The 17,751-nt window shown below is 68.6% G+C and carries 16 protein-coding genes; 9 read left to right on the top strand and 7 right to left on the bottom strand.

The window, feature by feature from the left end:
* Positions 1-6 precede the first annotated feature (6 nt).
* Both mfd and F3H57_RS09715 read left to right on the top strand, forming a co-directional pair.
* The gene (gene mfd, locus F3H57_RS09720) at positions 7-3,507 is read left to right on the top strand and encodes a transcription-repair coupling factor (protein WP_223163032.1); all 3,501 of its coding nucleotides are present in this window, start codon (positions 7-9) and stop codon (positions 3,505-3,507) included.
* A gap of 206 nt (positions 3,508-3,713) precedes the next feature.
* Positions 3,714-3,974: a hypothetical protein gene (locus tag F3H57_RS09715; protein WP_149755702.1), complete on the top strand. Its 261-nt coding sequence runs from the start codon at positions 3,714-3,716 to the stop codon at positions 3,972-3,974.
* Positions 3,975-3,976: 2 nt separating this feature from the next.
* Here F3H57_RS09715 and F3H57_RS09710 read toward each other — a convergent pair whose 3' ends face one another.
* The 4 genes from F3H57_RS09710 to F3H57_RS09695 are packed head-to-tail and all read right to left on the bottom strand — an operon-like array spanning position 3,977 to position 6,936.
* Positions 3,977-5,026 (bottom strand): methyltetrahydrofolate cobalamin methyltransferase, encoded by a 1,050-nt coding sequence (locus tag F3H57_RS09710; RefSeq protein ID WP_149755701.1) that lies wholly within the window; start codon positions 5,024-5,026, stop codon positions 3,977-3,979.
* Positions 5,023-5,688 (bottom strand): HAD family hydrolase, encoded by a 666-nt coding sequence (locus F3H57_RS09705; protein WP_149755700.1) that lies wholly within the window; start codon positions 5,686-5,688, stop codon positions 5,023-5,025. The genes F3H57_RS09710 and F3H57_RS09705 overlap by 4 nt, the downstream gene beginning before the upstream one ends.
* Positions 5,689-5,693: 5 nt before the next feature.
* Entirely contained in the window at positions 5,694-6,617 is a 924-nt protein-coding gene (locus F3H57_RS22175) for a methylenetetrahydrofolate reductase (RefSeq protein ID WP_188129648.1), read from the bottom strand.
* A 16-nt stretch (positions 6,618-6,633) separates the two neighbouring features.
* Positions 6,634-6,936 (bottom strand): virulence factor, encoded by a 303-nt coding sequence (locus tag F3H57_RS09695; RefSeq protein ID WP_149755699.1) that lies wholly within the window; start codon positions 6,934-6,936, stop codon positions 6,634-6,636.
* A 339-nt stretch (positions 6,937-7,275) separates the two neighbouring features.
* On the opposite strand from F3H57_RS09695, the gene F3H57_RS09690 reads away from it, so the two are divergent.
* The 3 genes from F3H57_RS09690 to F3H57_RS09680 all read left to right on the top strand — a co-directional run bounded on the left by F3H57_RS09690 (position 7,276) and on the right by F3H57_RS09680 (position 9,738).
* A complete protein-coding gene (locus tag F3H57_RS09690; protein ID WP_149755840.1) occupies positions 7,276-8,388 on the top strand; it encodes a Ppx/GppA phosphatase family protein in 1,113 nt (370 codons plus the stop codon).
* A gap of 88 nt (positions 8,389-8,476) precedes the next feature.
* Positions 8,477-9,217 (top strand): RlmE family RNA methyltransferase, encoded by a 741-nt coding sequence (locus F3H57_RS09685; RefSeq protein ID WP_149755698.1) that lies wholly within the window; start codon positions 8,477-8,479, stop codon positions 9,215-9,217.
* On the top strand, positions 9,214-9,738 hold the full coding sequence (locus tag F3H57_RS09680) for a lipocalin/fatty acid-binding family protein (protein ID WP_223163031.1): 525 nt from the start codon (positions 9,214-9,216) through the stop codon (positions 9,736-9,738). The genes F3H57_RS09685 and F3H57_RS09680 overlap by 4 nt, the downstream gene beginning before the upstream one ends.
* Here the strand turns inward: F3H57_RS09680 and betI are convergent.
* A complete protein-coding gene (gene betI / locus F3H57_RS09675; protein WP_149755697.1) occupies positions 9,708-10,307 on the bottom strand; it encodes a choline-binding transcriptional repressor BetI in 600 nt (199 codons plus the stop codon). The two genes, F3H57_RS09680 and betI, sit on opposite strands and share 31 nt — an antisense overlap.
* Positions 10,308-10,479: 172 nt before the next feature.
* Between betI and choW the strand changes: the two genes are divergently transcribed.
* Both choW and choV read left to right on the top strand, forming a co-directional pair.
* A complete protein-coding gene (gene choW, locus F3H57_RS09670; RefSeq protein ID WP_149755838.1) occupies positions 10,480-11,316 on the top strand; it encodes a choline ABC transporter permease subunit in 837 nt (278 codons plus the stop codon).
* On the top strand, positions 11,313-12,347 hold the full coding sequence (gene choV / locus F3H57_RS09665) for a choline ABC transporter ATP-binding protein (protein WP_149755696.1): 1,035 nt from the start codon (positions 11,313-11,315) through the stop codon (positions 12,345-12,347). Before choW ends, choV begins: the two co-directional genes overlap by 4 nt.
* Positions 12,348-12,367: 20 nt before the next feature.
* On the opposite strand, the gene F3H57_RS09660 is transcribed toward choV, so the two are convergent.
* Positions 12,368-12,880: a hypothetical protein gene (locus tag F3H57_RS09660; protein WP_149755695.1), complete on the bottom strand. Its 513-nt coding sequence runs from the start codon at positions 12,878-12,880 to the stop codon at positions 12,368-12,370.
* 124 nt (positions 12,881-13,004) lie between these two features.
* The gene (locus tag F3H57_RS09655) at positions 13,005-14,375 is read right to left on the bottom strand and encodes a M20/M25/M40 family metallo-hydrolase (RefSeq protein WP_149755694.1); all 1,371 of its coding nucleotides are present in this window, start codon (positions 14,373-14,375) and stop codon (positions 13,005-13,007) included.
* A 325-nt stretch (positions 14,376-14,700) separates the two neighbouring features.
* On the opposite strand from F3H57_RS09655, the gene hemA reads away from it, so the two are divergent.
* Positions 14,701-15,924 carry a 5-aminolevulinate synthase gene (gene hemA / locus F3H57_RS09650; protein ID WP_149755693.1) on the top strand — a complete coding sequence of 408 codons (1,224 nt, stop codon included), beginning with the start codon at positions 14,701-14,703 and terminating at the stop codon, positions 15,922-15,924.
* Between the two features lie 152 nt (positions 15,925-16,076).
* Positions 16,077-17,729 carry a helix-turn-helix domain-containing protein gene (locus F3H57_RS09645; RefSeq protein ID WP_149755692.1) on the top strand — a complete coding sequence of 551 codons (1,653 nt, stop codon included), beginning with the start codon at positions 16,077-16,079 and terminating at the stop codon, positions 17,727-17,729.
* The last annotated feature ends 22 nt before the right edge of the window (positions 17,730-17,751 follow it).

Here is a 17,751-nt window from a genome sequence, read left to right as displayed (position 1 = left end):
AAGGCCATGGCCCATTTGACCCGGGACATGGCAGTCTCGACCCCCCAGAAAACCCACGTCACCAACGGCGGCGCGCCCGAGGGATTCGATGCAACGCTCGTCCTGGGGGAGGCCTCCGCCGGACCGGTGATCCATTTGGCGCGCGACGACAAGCGTCTTGCGCAGATGCAGGACGCGCTGGCGTTCTTCGCGCCCGACATGCCGGTTTTCACCTTCCCCGGCTGGGACTGCCTGCCCTACGACCGGGTCTCGCCCAACGCGGACATCTCGGCCGCGCGCATGGCGACGCTCGCGGCGCTCGTTCACGGGATGCCCGAGCGCTTCGTGCTGCTGACCACGCTCAACGCCGCGACGCAGCGGGTGCCCGCGCGCGAGGTCCTGCGCGAGGCCGCCTTCGTTGCCGAGGTCGGGCGCCGCATCGACGAGGACGCGCTGCGCGGCTTTCTCGTGCGCATGGGGTTCAGCCAGGCGCCCACGGTGATGGAGCCGGGCGATTACGCGATCCGCGGCGGCATCATCGACGTCTATCCGCCGGGCGAGGGCGGGCCGGTGCGGCTCGACCTCTTCGGCGATGTCCTGGACGGCGCGAGGCGCTTCGATCCCGCCTCCCAGCGTACGACCGACAAGCTGGAGCGCGTCGAACTCGCGCCGGTCTCCGAGGTGATCCTCGACGAGGAGGCGATCCGCCGCTTCCGCCAGAACTACCGGATCGAGTTCGGCGCCGCCGGCTCGGACGATCCGCTCTACGAGGCGGTGAGCGCGGGCCGCAAGCACCAGGGCATGGAGCACTGGCTGCCGTTTTTCCACGAACGGCTGGAGACGCTGTTCGACTACCTGCCCGGCGCGACCGTCACCGCAGACGAACAGACGCGCCCGCAGCACATCGCGCGGTGGGAGGCGATCGTCGACCAGTACGAGACACGCCGGCACGCCATGGCCGACAAGCGGTCCGACACGGTCTACAAGCCGTGCCCGCCCCAGCAGCTCTATCTGGACGAGGCCGCCTGGGACGCCGTCGCCGCGGATCGGCGCGTGGTGCGCTTCCATCCGCTGGAGCAGGCCAGCGGCCCCGGCGTCGCGGATGCCGGCGGGCGCATCGGCAAGAATTTCTCGCTGGAGCGTCAACAGGAAAACGTAAACCTTTTCGAAGCTTTGGCAAACCACGTTAATGCAAAGCTCGAAGCCGGACCGGTGGTCATCGCATCCTATTCGGAGGGCGCGCGCGAGCGCCTGGAAGGGCTGATCGAGGACGAGGGCCTGTCCGGGACGATCCCGATCTCGGACGGCACGCGGATCGGCAAGCGCGGCGTGCACCTCGCCGTCTGGGCGCTGGAGCACGGCTTCGAAGGGCCGTGGGGCGACCGGCGGATCACCGTCATCTCCGAACAGGACGTGCTGGGCGACAGGCTCATCCGCCAGCCGAGAAAACGCAAGCGGGCCGAGAACTTCCTGACCGAAATTCAGGCGCTCACGCCCGGCGATCTTGTGGTCCATGTCGATCACGGCATCGGACGCTTCACGGGCATGGAGGTGGTACAGGCCGCAGGGGCCGCGCATGAATGCCTCGTACTGGAATACGCCGAGGGTGCACGGCTTTTCCTGCCGGTGGAGAACATCGAGCTTCTGTCCAAGTACGGGCACGAGGAAGGGCTTCTCGACAAGCTCGGCGGTGGCGCCTGGCAAGCCAAGAAGGCCCGCCTGAAGGAACGCATCCGCGAGATGGCCGACCGGCTGATCCGCATCGCGGCGGAGCGTGCGCTGCGCAAGGCGCCGATCCTCGATCCGCCGCCCGGCGCGTGGGACGCCTTTGCGGCCCGTTTCCCCTATGAAGAGACGGACGATCAGCTCAGCGCCATCGAGGACGTGATGGCTGACCTGACCGCCGGCAATCCGATGGACCGGCTGATCGTCGGCGACGTGGGTTTCGGCAAGACCGAGGTCGCCATGCGGGCGGCCTTCGTTGCGGCGATGTCCGGCGTGCAGGTCGCGGTGATCGCGCCCACCACGCTGCTCGCCCGGCAGCATCTGGCGTCCTTCAAGGAGCGGTTCCGCGGCTTTCCGCTTGAGGTCCACGGCCTGTCGCGCTTCATCGGCCAGAAGGAATCGCATGCGACCCGCGAGGGGCTGTCCAAGGGCACCGTCGACATCGTCGTCGGCACCCATGCGCTTTTGTCCAAGGGCACGCGGTTCCAGAACCTGGGCCTTCTGATCGTCGACGAGGAGCAGCATTTCGGCGTGACCCACAAGGAGCGGCTGAAGGCGCTGCGCTCGGATGTGCACGTGCTGACGCTGACGGCGACGCCCATTCCGCGCACGCTGCAGATGTCGCTGACCGGGGTGCGCGATCTGTCGATCATCGGCACGCCGCCGGTCGACCGCCTCTCCATCCGGACCTACGTGTCGGAATTCGACCCGGTGACGATCCGCGAGGCGCTGTTGCGCGAGCATTACCGCGGCGGGCAGAGCTTCTATGTCTGTCCGCGCATCGCGGACCTACCGGAGATCGAGGAATTCCTGAAGGAGCAGCTGCCGGAGCTGAGCTACGTCGTGGCGCACGGCCAGATGGCGGCCGGTGAGCTCGACGACAAGATGAACGCCTTCTACGACGGCAAGTTCGACGTGCTGCTGGCGACGACCATCGTGGAATCCGGCCTCGATATCCCGACGGCGAACACGATGGTTGTGCATCGCGCGGACATGTTCGGGCTCTCGCAACTGTACCAGATCCGCGGTCGGGTGGGCCGCTCCAAGACGCGCGCCTATGCGTATCTCACGACCAAGCCGCGCGCCAGGCTGACGCCGACGGCGGAGAAGCGGCTGCGCGTGCTGGGCTCGCTCGACACGCTGGGGGCGGGGTTCGCGCTCGCGTCGCAGGACCTCGACATCCGCGGGGCCGGCAATCTTCTGGGCGAGGAACAGTCCGGCCAGATGAACGAGGTCGGCTACGAATTGTACCAGTCGATGCTGGAAGAGGCGATCGCCAAGATCCGCTCGGGCGAGGCCGAGGGCATCCAGGAGGTCGGCGACGACCAGTGGGCGCCGCAGATCAACCTTGGCGTTCCGGTGCTGATCCCCGAGGAATACGTGCCCGACCTCGACGTGCGGCTGGGGCTTTACAGGCGTCTGTCGGAGCTGACGACGAAGGTGGAGCTCGAGGGCTTCGCGGCGGAGCTGATCGACCGGTTCGGCACGCTGCCGAAAGAGGTGAACACGCTGCTGCTGGTGGTGCGGATCAAGGCGATGTGCAAGCGCGCCGGGATCTCCAAGCTCGACGGTGGGCCGAAGGGCGCGACGATCCAGTTCCACAACGACAAGTTCGCCTCCCCCCAGGGGTTGGTGGAGTTCATCAAGGCGCAGGACGGGCTCGCCAAGGTGCGCGACAACAAGATCGTCGTGCGCCGCGACTGGACCCGCGACAAGGACAAGATCCAGGGCGCCTTCGCGATCGCCCGCGACCTTGCCGAGAAGGTGAAGGCCGAGAAAAAGAAGGCGAAGGCGGAGGCCTGATCCGGCGGGGCGCGCGGTGCGCGCACACGATGTTTGGGGGCGGAGCCCCCAAGCCCCGCCCGGCGGGGGCGCTGCCCCCGCACCCCCGGAGTATTTTTCGGCCCAAAGAAGCAGGGGCGCGGTTCTAGTTCGGTGGGGCGGAAAGACTCGCCCGGCGCCGGAAAAAGATTAAGTTCAGATAATCTCATGTGTGCGCACATGGTTCGATGCGCTTTTTCGCTTTGGTTTTCATGGCCTTGCTCGGGACCTTCGCGGCGACAGCCGATGCGGCCGAGGTTTCGACCGAAATTCCCGATCTTCTGAAGCCGTACCTCGTGGCGCAGGCGTTCGACTGCAGCGATGTCAGCTGCAAACGCCTGCGGTCCTGCGAGGAAGCCTGCTTCAAGCTTCTGCAACGCGGCCAGCGGGTGCGCGACGGGGACGATCACGGCATCCCCTGCGAGAACCTTTGCAGTCGGCCCTGCTGAGGTCAGGCGCGGCGCCGGCGGCGACCTCCGGCGCGGCCGCCGGTTGCGGCCTCGCCGGGGACGCGGTTGTGCTGGATCCAGGCGGCGCCCGAAGCGTCGTTGTCGGTCAGGAAGTTGGCGGCGCGGATCGCCGTCATCTCGCCGCCCGGCCGTGCCTCGGTGGAGCCGATGTTGAACAGCCGGCAGAAGGTTTCGTCGTCCATGTCCGGGGGCAGCATCACGCCCGCCGCTTCCACCTCGGCCCGTTTCTCCGCCACTTTCGCGGGGGTCAGGGGCAGCGCGCAGGGATTCATGATCGCCGAGGTCATGCCCGAGGCCATCGCCATCGGCAGGAAGGCGTTGTTGATCCCATGCCGGTTCGGCAGCCCGAAGGAGATGTTGGAGGCGCCGCAGGTGGTGTTCACGCCCAGCTCGTCGCGCAGGCGCCGCACGAGGGCGAAGACCTGCAGGCCCGCGGTCGCCATCGCGCCGATCGGCATGACCAGGGGATCGACCACGATGTCGTGCGCGGGGATGCCGAAATCTGCCGCGCGCTCCACGATCTTTTTCGCGACGGCGAAGCGGACGTCCGGGTCTTCGGAGATGCCGGTGTCGTCGTTGGAGATCGCCACCACCGGCACGTTGTACTTTGCCACCAGCGGCAGCACAAATTCGAGCCGCTCTTCCTCTCCGGTGACGGAGTTCACCAGCGGGCGGCCGTGGCAGGCGTCGAGCCCGGCCTCGAGCGCCGCGGGCACGGAACTGTCGATGCAGAGCGGCACGTCGACCAGGCCCTGCACGAGCTCGATCATGCTCCGCATGAGCGGCGGCTCGGTCTCGTTCGGGTTGGGGTTGGAGTTGTAGACCACGCCGGCGTTCACATCGAGCACCGTGGCGCCGCAGGCGACCTGGGCGATTGCGTCCTTCTCCACGGTGGAGAAATCGCCGGCCTCGAGCTCCGCGGCGAGCTTCTTGCGGCCGGTGGGATTGATGCGCTCGCCGATCACGCAGAACGGCTGGTCGAAGCCGAGGATCGCGGTCTTGGTCGCGGATTGCAGGACGGTGCGGGTCATGGGGCGGCTCCGGTCTGAAGGCGTTGGTCGAGAATCGGCGCGAGGGCGGGATCGGCAAAGTCGGCGATCGAGGCATGGGCGCCGGCCTCGCGAAGCCGGTCGTGCGGCAGGGAGGAGCGCACGCCGATGGTGAACGCGCCGGAAAGCTGCGCGGCGCGCGTGCCGGAGGGGCTGTCCTCGAAGGCGATGGCGTCCTGCGGGCGGGCGCCGAGGAGCGCCATCGCCTCCGTGTAGGGCAGCGGGTCGGGTTTCGGCCGCGCGCATTCGTCGCCGATCACCAGCGTGTCGAACCGGGCGCGCTGGCCGATCGCGCTCAGCATCGCTTCGGCGTTGAGGCGCGGCGCATTGGTTACGACGGCGACGCGCCAGCCTTCGGCCGCCGCACGGTCGAGAAGGGCGGGCAGGCCCGGCATCGGATCGACCTGCGCCGGCAGGCGGTCGCGAAAGCGCGCCTCCTTCTCGTCCGACAGGGCCATCGGGTCCTCGTCCGGGAAATCGCGGGCGAAGGTTTCGGAGTTGTGGCGGCCGTGGATGCTGCTCAGGTAATAGCTTTCGTCGATCCGGCGGCCGCGTTCGGCGTAGAGCTCGATGAAGACCTGCATGTGCAACGCATCCGAATGGAGCAACGTGCCGTCGAGATCAAAGAGAAGCGCGGCCGCCATCGGGGCTAGCGGCGTCGCGCCTGCGCCATCGCGGGCGCGCGCATCTCTGCCAGCCAGTCGGCGGAGGCGGCGATCCCGCCCAGCGGAAAGAGGTGGATGCCGGCGATGTTGCCCGTCGGCCGCTCCGTCACGTGGGCGGCGATCTCGGTCGCGATGTCGGTGGGCGTGAAGGGTTTGACCAGCTTGGTGACGTCGGCGGCGCGGCGTTGCAGCACGCGCAGCGACGGGCCGACGCCGCAGGCCACGGCGAAGCGCACCAGCGTCTGCAGCCTGGCCGGTCCGGCGAGGCCAAGATGGATCGGCAGCGCGATTCCCTCGGCCGAGAGCCGGTCGGCCCAGGCGAAGAGCGGCGCGGATTCGAAGGCGAACTGCGTGGCGATGCCCATATCCGCATCGGTACGCTCCGCGAAGGCCTGTTTCCAGTGCATCGCTTCCATCACGGCGCGGTCGCTGCCGTCGGGGTCGATGTCGCGGTTGCCCTCGGGGTGGCCGGCGACGTGGAGGCGGGTGAAGCCGTGCGCGTCGAAAAGCCCGGTCTCCATCATCTGCATGGAGGAATGGAAGGCGCCGCGCGGCTCGGACACGCCGCCGGCGAGCAGCAGCGCCTCGGTGACCCCGGCCTCGCCCTGGTAGCGGGCGATCCAGTCGGCGAGCATCGCCTTGTCTTCGATGACGCGCGCGGGGAAATGCGGCATCACGGTGTAGCCGCCCTGGGCGAGCCGGGCGGCGGCCGCGACCATCTCCTCGATAGGGGTGCCGTCGATATGGGCGATGTAGACCCGCGTGCCGGTGGGCAGGATCGCGGGCAGGTCGTCCACCTTGGCCAGCGTGCGCGGCATCACCTCGATCGAGGCGGTCGCGGCCAGCGCGGCGACGGAGGCGTCGGGGCGCGCGGCATGGGCGCGCTTGCCGAAGGGCAGGATGGTCATGTCCGGATCTCCGTCGTCAGAGCGTGGCGTGGGCGTGGGCGTGGCCGCCATTATGGGCGAGCGAGATTAACCGCTGATGATCGTACTCGGCGTCGATGCGTGCGGCCTCGGCCGCGGCGTCGCCGGACGCCTCTCCTGCGGGGACCTTGTGCCAGCCTGCGAGATAGGCGTCGGTCCCGGCCGCGCCGGAAGCCATGGCAGCCCGGTCGATGGCCTGCTCGAACCGTTCGGGCAGCGGCATCTTGGCGCCGCGCCGGCCGCCGCCGACGATGACCTGGGCGGGAATATCGCGCCAGTAGACGATGGTCAGCGCTGCCATGGCCGGGTCTCCTCTGCTCCGCTGAGGTCCCTGATAGCGGCCGCGGGGCATCCCCTGCGGTCGGATTTCGACATCCCGGACAGCGTGAGCGACAGATCGCGTCGCATTCGAACGGACACTCCCTAGTGTGTCCCGGAGGCCGCAGATGCGCAAAGAGGGCCCTCCTGGCACGGTGCCGGAGCGTGGCGCTTCGTCCTACGGGATGTCCTGCCATCGGCTTCGCGCGCGGGTCCGGCGGGCCCGGAGGCGACGCGGCGACGGGCGGCGGCACGGAGGCTTGCGCGGGTCCGGCGCGGGGCGTAACGTGAGGCCAAGTTGACATCGGAAAGGCGCATGAACATGGCGCCAGAGCGTCCCACAGGTGCGGGCGCTTTCCCGAAACCGGTCGAGAGCGACGCACCCGCGAAGCCCGATCCAGCCGGCCTCTATGCGGCGGTGGATCTGGGAACAAACAGCTGTCGGATGCTGATTGCCCAACCCAGGGGCAACCAGTTTCACGTGATCGACAGCTTCTCCAAATCCGTGCAGCTGGGCCATGGGCTCGAGCGCACGGGACGGTTGTCGCGCGCGTCCATGGGGCGCACGGTGGCAGCGCTGCGCGTGTGCCAGCAGAAGATCCGGCGCCACGGCGTGACGCGGATGCGGCTGGTGGCCACGGAAGCCTGCCGCCGCGCGCAGAACGCCCGCACCTTCATCCGCCACGTGGAGCGCGAGACCGGCCTCAGGATGGAGATCATCCAGCCCGAGGAGGAGGCTCGGCTGGCCGTGATTTCCTGCGCGCCGCTGGTCTCCACCAAGACCGAACAGCTTCTGGTCGTGGATATCGGCGGCGGTTCGACCGAGCTGGTGTGGATCGACCTGTCGAGCGTGCCGCACCGCGAGCGGCCGAAGGCGATCATGCGGCTGCATGCCGGGTTCCACACGGCAGGCAGCCCGTTTCCTGCTGCCAAGGTGGTGGACTGGATCAGCGTGCCGCTGGGCGTGGCGACGCTGCGCGACCAGTTCTCTGACGTGGAGGACGACGCGGCGCGCTACGCGCTGATGTCGTGGTTCTTCGAGGAGAACCTCGCCGAATTCGCGCCCTACAAGGACGAACAGGAACGCGCCGGTTTCCAGATCGTCGGCACCAGCGGCACGGTAACCACGGTGGCGGCCTCGCATCTGGGACTGAAGCGCTATGACCGCACGAAGGTGGACGGGCTGCGCATGACCTCCGATCAGATCGAGGCGGTGATCCGCAAGTATCTGGAGCTCGGGCCGGTCGGCCGCCGGCGCGATCCGCGCATCGGCCAGGACAGGCAGGCGCTGATCATGTCGGGCGCGGCGATCCTGCAGGCCCTGCTGCGGTGCTGGCCGACGGATCGGCTGTCGGTGGCCGACCGGGGGTTGCGCGAGGGCCTCCTCTACGCGCAGATGTCGGCGGACGGGGTGCTCGAGGACGGACCGTTCTGAGAGTGACGGGCCGGGCGATGCGGGGCGACCGCGTGGGGGCGCTGCCCCCACACCCCCGGGATATTTCAGGGCAGATGAAGCAGGGGCGATGGCGAAGGAACCGGGACGAGGCAAGAGTTCTTCGGGGCGCGGGCAGCGCGACCTGAAGGTCAAGGTGAAGACGGCACGGGGACGCAGGGCGTCCTCGACCCGCTGGCTGCAGCGTCAGCTCAACGATCCGTACGTGAAGCGGGCGCAGGCCGAGGGCTATCGCGGCCGCGCGGCGTTCAAGATCCTCGAGCTCGACGATCGCTTCCGGTTCCTGGTGCCGGGGGCGCGGGTCGTGGACCTCGGCTGCGCGCCGGGCGGCTGGTGCCAGGTGGCGGCGGCGCGGGTCAACGCGCTCGGCGAGCGGTCGGGCCAGCGCGGGCGCGTGCTGGGCGTCGACCTGCAGGAGGTGGACCCGGTCCCGGGGGCCGAGATCCACCAGCACGATTTCATGGAGGATGGCGCCGACGACCGGGTGAAGGACTGGCTCGGCGGGCCGGCGGACGTGGTGATGTCGGACATGGCCGCCTCGTCCTCGGGGCACAAGCAGACCGACCACCTGCGCATCGTGGCGCTGTGCGAGGCGGCGGCGGAGCTGGCCTTCGACGTGCTGGAGGACGGCGGCACCTTCGTCGCCAAGGTGCTGGCGGGCGGTGCGGAAAGCGGTCTGCAGACGCTGCTGAAGCAGCGCTTCGACAATGTCGCCAACGTCAAGCCGCCGGCCTCGCGCGCGGATTCCTCCGAGAAGTTTGTGGTGGCTACGGGCTTCAGGGGCCGCAAGGATCCGGAGGAGGACACGTGAGCGAGGCGTTCGCGTCGTCGCGCGATGCGCGCGCGGGAGGGCGCGGCGGCTGCGGGGCGCTTGCGGCCCGACTGGCCTGCCTCGTCCTCGTGTCCGTTGTTGTCGCCTGCGGCCGGACGACGCCGGACCTGCCCGCGCCGCCGGCACCGCTGAGGCAGAGCGGCGCACCGGTGGGGGCGCAGATCGATGTGACGGCGGCGCGGCTCGAGGGCGAGTGGCAGGTGGTCCGCGGGGCGGGCGTGCCGCCCGGCGCCGCCGTGCGGTTCGCGCCGGGCCGCATGCGTATCGCCGGAACGGACCATGCGGTCGAGGAAGTCGCGCCGGGGCGGTTCACCGTCGCGGGCCGGCCGCTCTGGGTGCATTGGCTGGACGCGGACGGGCGCACCGCGGCGATGGGCGATCCGGGTGGCGCCTGGGTCTTCGTGCTCGACCGGACGGGCCGGCCGGGCGAGCGGCTGGCGGCGGCCGAGGAGATCCTGGACTGGTACGGCTACAACCTGACTGCGCTGTCGCCGCGGTGAGCGCAGGCGGCCAGTTCGCGGGCCAGGGCCGCGCGCACCTGGTCGGCGGCCGGCTGCGCGTCGACGGCGCCGCGAGCGAGGGCGAAGCGCAGATACAGCCCGTCGATCAACGCCGCGAGCCGCATTGCGATGGCGGGCGCCTCGTCCCCGGCAAGCGGGCGCAGATCGTGCAGGAGGTTTGAGCCGAGCCGCCGGTGATAGAGCGCCAGCAATCGCGCGGCCTCCTGTGAGGTCTGGGCCAGAACGTAGAAATTGAGCCAGGCGGCGACCGCGCCGTCGCGGAAATGGCTGTCGGCGAAGCTGGCCTCGATGATCGCGTCGAGGCGCGCGCGCGAACCCTGTGCCGTGTCGAGCGCGTCGCGCACGTCGCGCGCGTAGTCGCGCAGGATCGACCGCATGGTGGCGAGAAACAGCGCCTCCTTGTCGCCGAAATAGTGGAAGGCGAGGCCGGGCGAGACGCCGGCCCTGCGCGCGATCTGCCCCACGGTCACGTTCAGCGTGCCGTGCTGGCCTATCTCGCGGATGGTCGCCGCGATCAGGTCGCGCCGGCGCTGGACCTCTTTTCCCATGCGTGCGGGATCCCTTGCCAAATTGGCGGTTGCGGCGCGGACCATATCGCGGCATTAATTGACCCGTCAATCAACAACGCGCCGCCGGGCGTCGCGAGGCCATGAGCCGCCGCGACCGGACATGCGATGAAAGAGCGCCCGACGCGGCGCCGTGACTGGGGGACGACCCGTGCTGGACTGGCTGACAGACTACAAGATTCCCGTGGGCGACGTGGCGGAAATCGTCTTCGACGGCATCCGCACCCATGCAGGCTGGCTGCTCGACGCGCTCGCGCGCGGGATGGAGGGGCTGATCGACGGCGTGCTCTGGGCGCTGGAAAGCCCGCACCCCTTCGTGATTATCGCCCTATTCATGGCGCTGGCCTACGCGCTGCAGCGCAGCTGGAAGGTGGCCTTGTTCGTGGGTCTGGGCTTTCTGTTCGTGCTCAACCAGGATTACTGGGAAGAGACGCTTGAAAGCCTGACGCTTGTCCTGTCGGCCTGCGTGGTGTGCATGGGGGTGGGCGTGCCCATTGGCATCGCAGCGGCGCACCGCCCGCGCCTCTATACCGTGATCCGGCCGGTGCTGGACCTGATGCAGACGCTGCCGACCTTCGTCTATCTGATTCCGGCCATCGTGTTCTTCGGCATCGGCATGGTGCCGGGCCTTATGGCGACGGTGATCTTCGTGGTGCCGGCCCCGATCCGGCTGACCTATCTCGGCGTCTCCTCCACGCCCGAGCCGTTGCTTGAGGCGGCGCGGGCCTTCGGCGCCACCGACCGGCAAGTGCTGTGGAAGGTGGAACTGCCGAGCGCCTTTCCGCAGATCATGGCGGGGCTCAACCAGACCATCATGCTGTCGCTGTCGATGGTGGTGATCGCCGCGCTCGTCGGGGCGGACGGGCTTGGCGTGCCGGTGGTGCGGGCGCTCAATCAGGTGAACACCTCGCTCGGCTTCGAGAGCGGTTTCGTCATCGTCGTCGTCGCCATCATGCTCGACCGGATGCTGAACGTCGGAGGCCGCAAATGACGCCTGCTGTCAAGATCGACAATGTTTCCATCGTCTTCGGGGAAGAACCTCAAGCGGCCTTGCCGCTGATGGACCAGGGCCAGGGCCGGGCGGAGATCCAGAAGCGCACCGGGCAGGTGCTGGGCGTGCACGATTGCTCCGTCGACGTCGCGCCGGGCGAGATGCTGGTGCTCATGGGGCTGTCGGGGTCGGGCAAGTCGACGCTCCTGCGGGCGATCAACGGGCTCAACCCGGTGGTGCGCGGGTCGGTGACGGTCAGCGACGGGCAGTGGACGTGCAACGTGACCCATGCCTCGGACGGGGACCTGCGGCAGGTGCGGCGCGAATGCGTGGCGATGGTGTTCCAGCAATTCGGGCTTCTTCCCTGGCGCAGCGTGCGCGAGAATGTCGGTCTGGGCCTCGAGCTTGCGGGGGTGGGCAAGGCCGAACGGACCGAACGGGTGGACCGACAGCTCGGGCTCGTCGGCCTCGACGGCTGGGGCGACCGCAAGGTGGGCGAGCTCTCCGGCGGGATGCAGCAGCGCGTCGGCCTTGCGCGCGCTTTCGCGACGGACGCGCCGATCCTCCTGATGGACGAGCCGTTCTCGGCCCTCGATCCGCTGATCCGCACGAAGTTGCAGGACGAGCTGCTGGAACTGCAGCGCGAGATGCAGAAGACCATCGTCTTCGTCAGCCACGACCTCGACGAGGCGTTCAAGCTGGGCAACCGCATCGCCATAATGGAGGGCGGCCGGATCGTGCAATGCGGACGACCGGAAGAGATTTATTCAGATCCGGCAGACGATTACGTGGCGGAGTTCGTGGCGCACATGAACCCGCTCGGGGTGCTTTGTGCGCGTGACGTGATGGAGCCGGCGACCGGCGCCGACACGGACGGGGAACTCGCGCCCGACGTGCCGGTGACCGACGTCATGGCGCGGCTGGCGGAGGGGCCGGAGCGGCTTCGCGTGGTGCGCGACGGCCGCGTCCTCGGCGAGGTGAGCGCCACAGGACTAGTCCGGCGCCTGGCCGCGCCGCGCCGGGGTGGCTGACGACACCTATGGTCGGTCGCTCAGCGCGCGGCGGTGAAGCTGATCGAGACGAGGTCGAACCCCACGCCATCCTGCATCGTCGCCCCGGCGCTGCGCAGGAGCCTTGACGTGTTGAAGTCGAGCATGGCGATTCCGGCCTCGAATATGCCGGTCGGGATGTGGCAAAACGCCATGGCGAAGAGGCCGCCGGCAAGGATCGATCCGCTCGTTCCGCGGTGCCCGCGCCGCAGCAGGCGGGCAAGATGGACGATCACCATGACCGCGCTGACCGCGAGCATTGCGGCGAGGCCGGCCATTACCCAGACCTGCGCATGGGGTGGCAGGGCGCTTGCCTCGATGCTGGCATGCAGGTGGCCTCGGTTCTGCGCCACGGAAACGGCGAGATAGATCCAGGCGAAACCCAGAAGGCCCAAGGCGAAAGGCGAACCCGATTGCGGCGGTGGTGCCGTCCGGCTTCGCCCGTAGCCGGGAGCGACCCGCTGCACACGAGCGGCGAAGTCGGCCTTGGTCTGTTTGCGGATCGCGTGTGTCATGGCGCGCAGGATGCGCAGGGATTGCGGCGTAAAAGCGGAAAGCTCCGGGCCACGAGGGGCAATTTCTTAACCGTTTCTTGGTAAACGCCCGCGCCGACGCTGCGGTGCGAGCGCGGCCGCAGGATCAGGCCAGCGCGTCGAGGATGCGCGCCCAGCTCCGGATTCCGCGGTGAAAGCTGTCGAGATCATATTTCTCGTTCGGCGAATGGATCTGGTCGTCGTCCTTGGCAAAGCCGATCAGCATCGCGTCGGTGTCCAGGACGGACTTGAAATGCCCGGCCACGGGGATGGAGCCGCCGGCTCCGATATACGCGGCCTCCTGAGGCCACTCGGCCGACAGCGCCTGCCGCGCCTGTTCGAAGGCCGGGTGATCGGTCGCCATCACCGAGGCCCCGGACGCGCCGTGGTCTCGGAAGGTCACCTTGCAATCCTCCGGCACCTGATCGCGCACCCAGGCGCGGAAGCTGTCGCGGATCGCCAGCGGGTCCTGGTCGCCCACAAGCCGGAAGCTCACCTTTGCCGAGGCGCGCGAGGGCAGCACGGTCTTGAAGCCGGCGCCGGTATAGCCGCCGAGAATGCCGTTGATCTCGGCGGTCGGACGCGACCAGATCTGTTCAAGCGCGCTGTGCTCGGCCTCCCCGGCGGCGAGGCCGAGCCCGACGCTGCCCAGAAAGCCGGTCGGATCGAACCCGAGCGCGTCCCAGCGCGACCGCAGGCCCGGGTCGAGGTCCGGCACACCGTCGTAGAAACCCGGCACGGTCACCCGGCCGGCGTCGTCGTGCAGGTTGCCGAGGATGCGTGTCAGCACCCGGATCGGGTTCATCGCCGGCCCGCCGAAAAACCCCGAATGCAGGTCGCGGTCGGGGCCGGTGATCTCCACCTCCTCGCCCAGAAGGCCGCGCAGCATGGTCACGATCGCGGGTGTCTCGGTGCCGTAGAGCGTGGTGTCGCAGATCAGCGCGACGTCGGCGCGCAACTCTTCGGCATTCTCCTTTAGGAAAGGCACCAGCGACGGCGAGCCCGACTCTTCCTCGCCCTCGAAGAAGAATGTGATGCGGCAGGGCATGCGGCCGGTCTCCGCGTGCCAGGCGCGGCAGGCCTCCACGAAGGTCATCAGCTGGCCCTTGTCGTCCGAGGAGCCACGGGCACGGATCACGCGGCCGCTTTCCGTGTCTTCCAGCGCCGGGTCGAACGGATCGCGGTCCCAAAGCTCCAGCGGGTCCACCGGCTGCACGTCGTAATGGCCGTAGAACAGCACGTGCGGGCCGTCGCCGGGTACGTGGCCGACGACCATGGGGTGACCGGGCGTGTCGCGCAGCCCCGCCTCCACGCCGATCGTGGCAAGGTCGGCAACCAGCCATTCGGCGGCGCGGCGGCATTCGTCCTTGTAGGCGGGGTCGGTCGAGATCGACGGGATGCGCAACAACTCGAACAGCCGCTCCGTGGCGGCGGGCAGGTCGGCGTCGATCCGGGCAAGGACGGCGTCGAGGGACATCGCGGCACTCCTGATCCTGTGGTCTGGCGGCGACGGTACCAGCGCGCCGGGCGGTGTCCAGCCCGCCTGGACGGCCAAGACCATCGGAGGGGTGGCGCGGCGAAGGCCCGGGATGGTCCCATAACAGCCGGATACCCATGACTCGGGAAAGTTTCCGAAAGGCGCGCAACCGATATGACTTATGTCAAAGCTGCGACTTTCGGTCTTGGGGTAACCGGTTGTTCGGGCGAGCTGTGCTCTATATGCACAGCATACGCGGAATACCGCCCGGGACGTGGGCGGCGCGGGCCGACTCGGCTTCGCGACAGGAAGTGGGAGACGCGGCGTGGACTATAACGCGCAACTGGAACAGGCCATCGACCAACTGCACGAAGAGGGCCGGTACCGGACGTTCATCGATATCGAGCGGCAGCGCGGACATTTCCCCCATGCCACTTGGCGCAAGCCCGACGGGTCGGAAACGCCGATCACCGTCTGGTGCGGCAACGACTACCTGGGGATGGGGCAGCACCCGGCGGTCCTGTCCGCGATGCACGAGGCGGTGGATGCCGCCGGCGCCGGTTCCGGCGGCACGCGCAACATCTCCGGCACCACGGTCTTCCACAAGCGTCTGGAAGCCGAACTGGCCGACCTGCACGGCAAGGAGTCGGCGTTGCTCTTCACTTCGGCGTACATCGCCAACGATGCCACGTTGTCGACCCTGCCGAAGCTGTTTCCGGGCCTCATCATCTATTCCGACGCTCTGAACCACGCCTCGATGATCGAGGGCGTGCGCCGCAACGGCGGCGCCAAGCGGATCTTCCGGCACAACGACGTTGCGCACCTGCGCGAACTGATGGCGGCGGACGATCCGGCCGCGCCGAAGCTGATCGCCTTTGAATCCGTCTATTCCATGGACGGCGATTTCGGCCCGATAGAGGCGATCTGCGATCTGGCCGACGAATTCGGCGCGCTGACCTATATCGACGAGGTGCATGCCGTCGGCATGTACGGCCCGCGCGGCGGCGGCGTGGCCGAGCGGGACCGGCTGCTACACCGGCTCGACATCATCAACGGCACCCTGGCCAAGGCCTACGGCGTGATGGGCGGATACATCGCCGCGTCCGGAAGAATGTGCGATGCAATAAGGTCTTACGCGCCGGGCTTCATTTTCACCACGTCGCTGCCGCCCGCCGTCGCCGCCGGGGCTGCGGCCTCTGTCGCTCATCTCAAGCGCGACCAGGCGCTGCGCGAGCGGCACCAGACCCAGGCGAAGATCCTCAAGACCCGGCTGAAGGGCATGGGCCTGCCGATCATCGACCACGGCAGTCATATCGTGCCGGTCATCGTCGGCGATCCGGTGCACACCAAGGTCCTGTCGGACATGCTCCTCGATCGCTACGGGATCTACGTTCAGCCGATCAACTATCCCACTGTCCCCCGCGGGACGGAGCGTCTGCGCTTCACCCCGTCGCCCGTACACGGCCCGAAAGAACTCGATCATCTCGTTCACGCGATGGATGAACTGTGGTCGCATTGTGCGCTGAATCGCGCTGATCTTTCCGCCTGACACTCAAAGTTGTGTCGAAAGCCTTGTCCTGTGGTACGCTCGCTCCAATAAGAGGGGCGACTCGACTCGTCAGGCAGAGAGTCGGGATACGCGCCTGATACAGGCACGGGACATGTGACGGTGACATCGGGGCAGCCGCAATGACTTGGCGGATGACATCTCCGCAGGACGGGTTCGAGACCGAGGGCGGGTCACCGCGCGGTTTCGACGACTTTGCGCTGCGCCTCGGCGACGTCATGCGCGGGGAGCGGGCGACGCTCGCCAAATCGCTTCTCGACGTGCAGCGCGAGTTGCGCATCAAGGCGAGCTACATCGCCGCGATAGAGAATTGCGATCCCTCCGCCTTCGACACGCCCGGCTTCATCGCCGGCTACGTACGGTCCTATGCGCGCTATCTCGGGATGGATCCCGACGAGACCTTCCACGCCTTCTGTCAGGAAAGCGGCTTTTCCGTCGCGCACGGCATGTCTGCCGAGGCCTCCGTGCTCAAGCGTCCCCGCGAGGCCCCCGAAGCGAAAGCCGCCCAACCCGCGCGCGACCCGTTCAAGCAACCGGCGCTGCCCTTCGCCCCGGCCAATGACAGCCTCTTGTCGCGGATCGAGCCGGGCGCCGTGGGGTCCATGCTGGTTCTGACCGCGCTGATCGGCGGGATCGGCTACGGCGGCTACACCGTGCTGCAGGAGGTGCAGCGGGTGCAGGTTACGCCGGTCGATCAGACGCCGGTGGTGCTGTCCGACCTCGATCCCGTGGCCGCGGCCCGGCCTGCCGCGCCTGAGGACGAGGCCGAGGCGGTGGAATCCGCCGGGGTCTTTTCACCGCCGTCGAACGAGGCGCTGGACCGGCTCTACCGGCCGCAGGCGCTCGACGTGCCGGTGCTTGTGGCGCGGGACGCGCCGATCTCCACCCTCGATCCGAGCCGCGTCGGCGCCTTCGCCGGGGCCGGCCGGAACGAGCTGCCGAACGTGCAGACCGCCAATTCCGCCACCAGCGCGATCGAACAGACGCTGGCCGAGGTGCTGGGCGGCGACGGCAGCCGCACGCCCGTCACCGGCCCACGCGACGGCGTGACCACGATCGCCGTGCGCCCCGCATGGGTGCGGGTGAGCGACGCATCCGGCGCCAAGGTGTTCGAGGGCATCCTCAACGCCGGCGACACCTACGCCCCGGGGCCCGATGTCGAGGGCCCGGTCCTGCAAGTCGGCGAATCCGGCGCGGTCTACTTCGCGGTGGCCGGCGAGACCTACGGCCCGGTTGGCGCCCGCGGGTCCGTGACGTCCGGTGTCGCGCTCGAACCCGAGGCGGTGACGCAACGCTTCGCGGAGGCCGCGCCGTCCTCGGATGCAGATCTCCAGCGCGTGGTGGCCGAGCTCAATCTCGACCGCGCCCCGCGCGTGGCGAGCGCCGAGCCATCGGAGCAGACGGTGCCGGCCCCGACGCCGCAGGTCCTCGAAGAGGGAAATCCCCGCGTCACGATCGTGGCCACCGCCGAAACATGGGTGCGCGTGCGCGACGCCACCGGCGCCGACCTGTTCGAGAGCGTCATGCAGGCCGGCGACACCTACGACGTGCCGCAGACCTCGGAGCCGCCGACGATCCGCAGCGGCAATGCCGGGGCTGTCTACTTCGCGGTGAACGGCGAGACCTACGGACCTTACGGCAGCACCGGCGCCATCGCGGACAATCTTGCACTGACCGTGGCCGAGGTGACGCAGACGATGCGCCCGGCCGACCCGGCGCAGAACGCGGTCCTGGGCCAGGCGGTGGCGGAGCTTTCCGGCGCGGCGGCCCCCGTCGCCGAGGAGTGATTGCCGCGCCGGTTGAAGCGGC

Source organism: Roseivivax sediminis (genome assembly GCF_900112685.1).
In the GTDB taxonomy this organism is placed as follows: Bacteria; Pseudomonadota; Alphaproteobacteria; order Rhodobacterales; family Rhodobacteraceae; genus Roseivivax; species Roseivivax sediminis.
This window is presented reverse-complemented; position numbering and strand designations above follow the sequence as displayed.

Coding starts and splice junctions, on each gene's coding strand:
- F3H57_RS22175 (WP_188129648.1), bottom strand. CDS start 6,617: ATGACCATCCTGCCCTTCGGCAAGCGCGCCCATGCCGCGCGCCCCGAC.
- F3H57_RS09705 (WP_149755700.1), bottom strand. CDS start 5,688: ATGGCGGCCGCGCTTCTCTTTGATCTCGACGGCACGTTGCTCCATTCG.
- F3H57_RS09710 (WP_149755701.1), bottom strand. CDS start 5,026: ATGACCCGCACCGTCCTGCAATCCGCGACCAAGACCGCGATCCTCGGC.
- F3H57_RS09655 (WP_149755694.1), bottom strand. CDS start 14,375: ATGTCCCTCGACGCCGTCCTTGCCCGGATCGACGCCGACCTGCCCGCC.
- F3H57_RS09715 (WP_149755702.1), top strand. CDS start 3,714: ATGCGCTTTTTCGCTTTGGTTTTCATGGCCTTGCTCGGGACCTTCGCG.
- F3H57_RS09695 (WP_149755699.1), bottom strand. CDS start 6,936: ATGGCAGCGCTGACCATCGTCTACTGGCGCGATATTCCCGCCCAGGTC.
- betI (WP_149755697.1), bottom strand. CDS start 10,307: ATGGGAAAAGAGGTCCAGCGCCGGCGCGACCTGATCGCGGCGACCATC.
- F3H57_RS09645 (WP_149755692.1), top strand. CDS start 16,077: ATGACATCTCCGCAGGACGGGTTCGAGACCGAGGGCGGGTCACCGCGC.
- F3H57_RS09685 (WP_149755698.1), top strand. CDS start 8,477: ATGGCGAAGGAACCGGGACGAGGCAAGAGTTCTTCGGGGCGCGGGCAG.
- choV (WP_149755696.1), top strand. CDS start 11,313: ATGACGCCTGCTGTCAAGATCGACAATGTTTCCATCGTCTTCGGGGAA.
- F3H57_RS09660 (WP_149755695.1), bottom strand. CDS start 12,880: ATGACACACGCGATCCGCAAACAGACCAAGGCCGACTTCGCCGCTCGT.
- mfd (WP_223163032.1), top strand. CDS start 7: ATGGCCCATTTGACCCGGGACATGGCAGTCTCGACCCCCCAGAAAACC.
- F3H57_RS09690 (WP_149755840.1), top strand. CDS start 7,276: ATGGCGCCAGAGCGTCCCACAGGTGCGGGCGCTTTCCCGAAACCGGTC.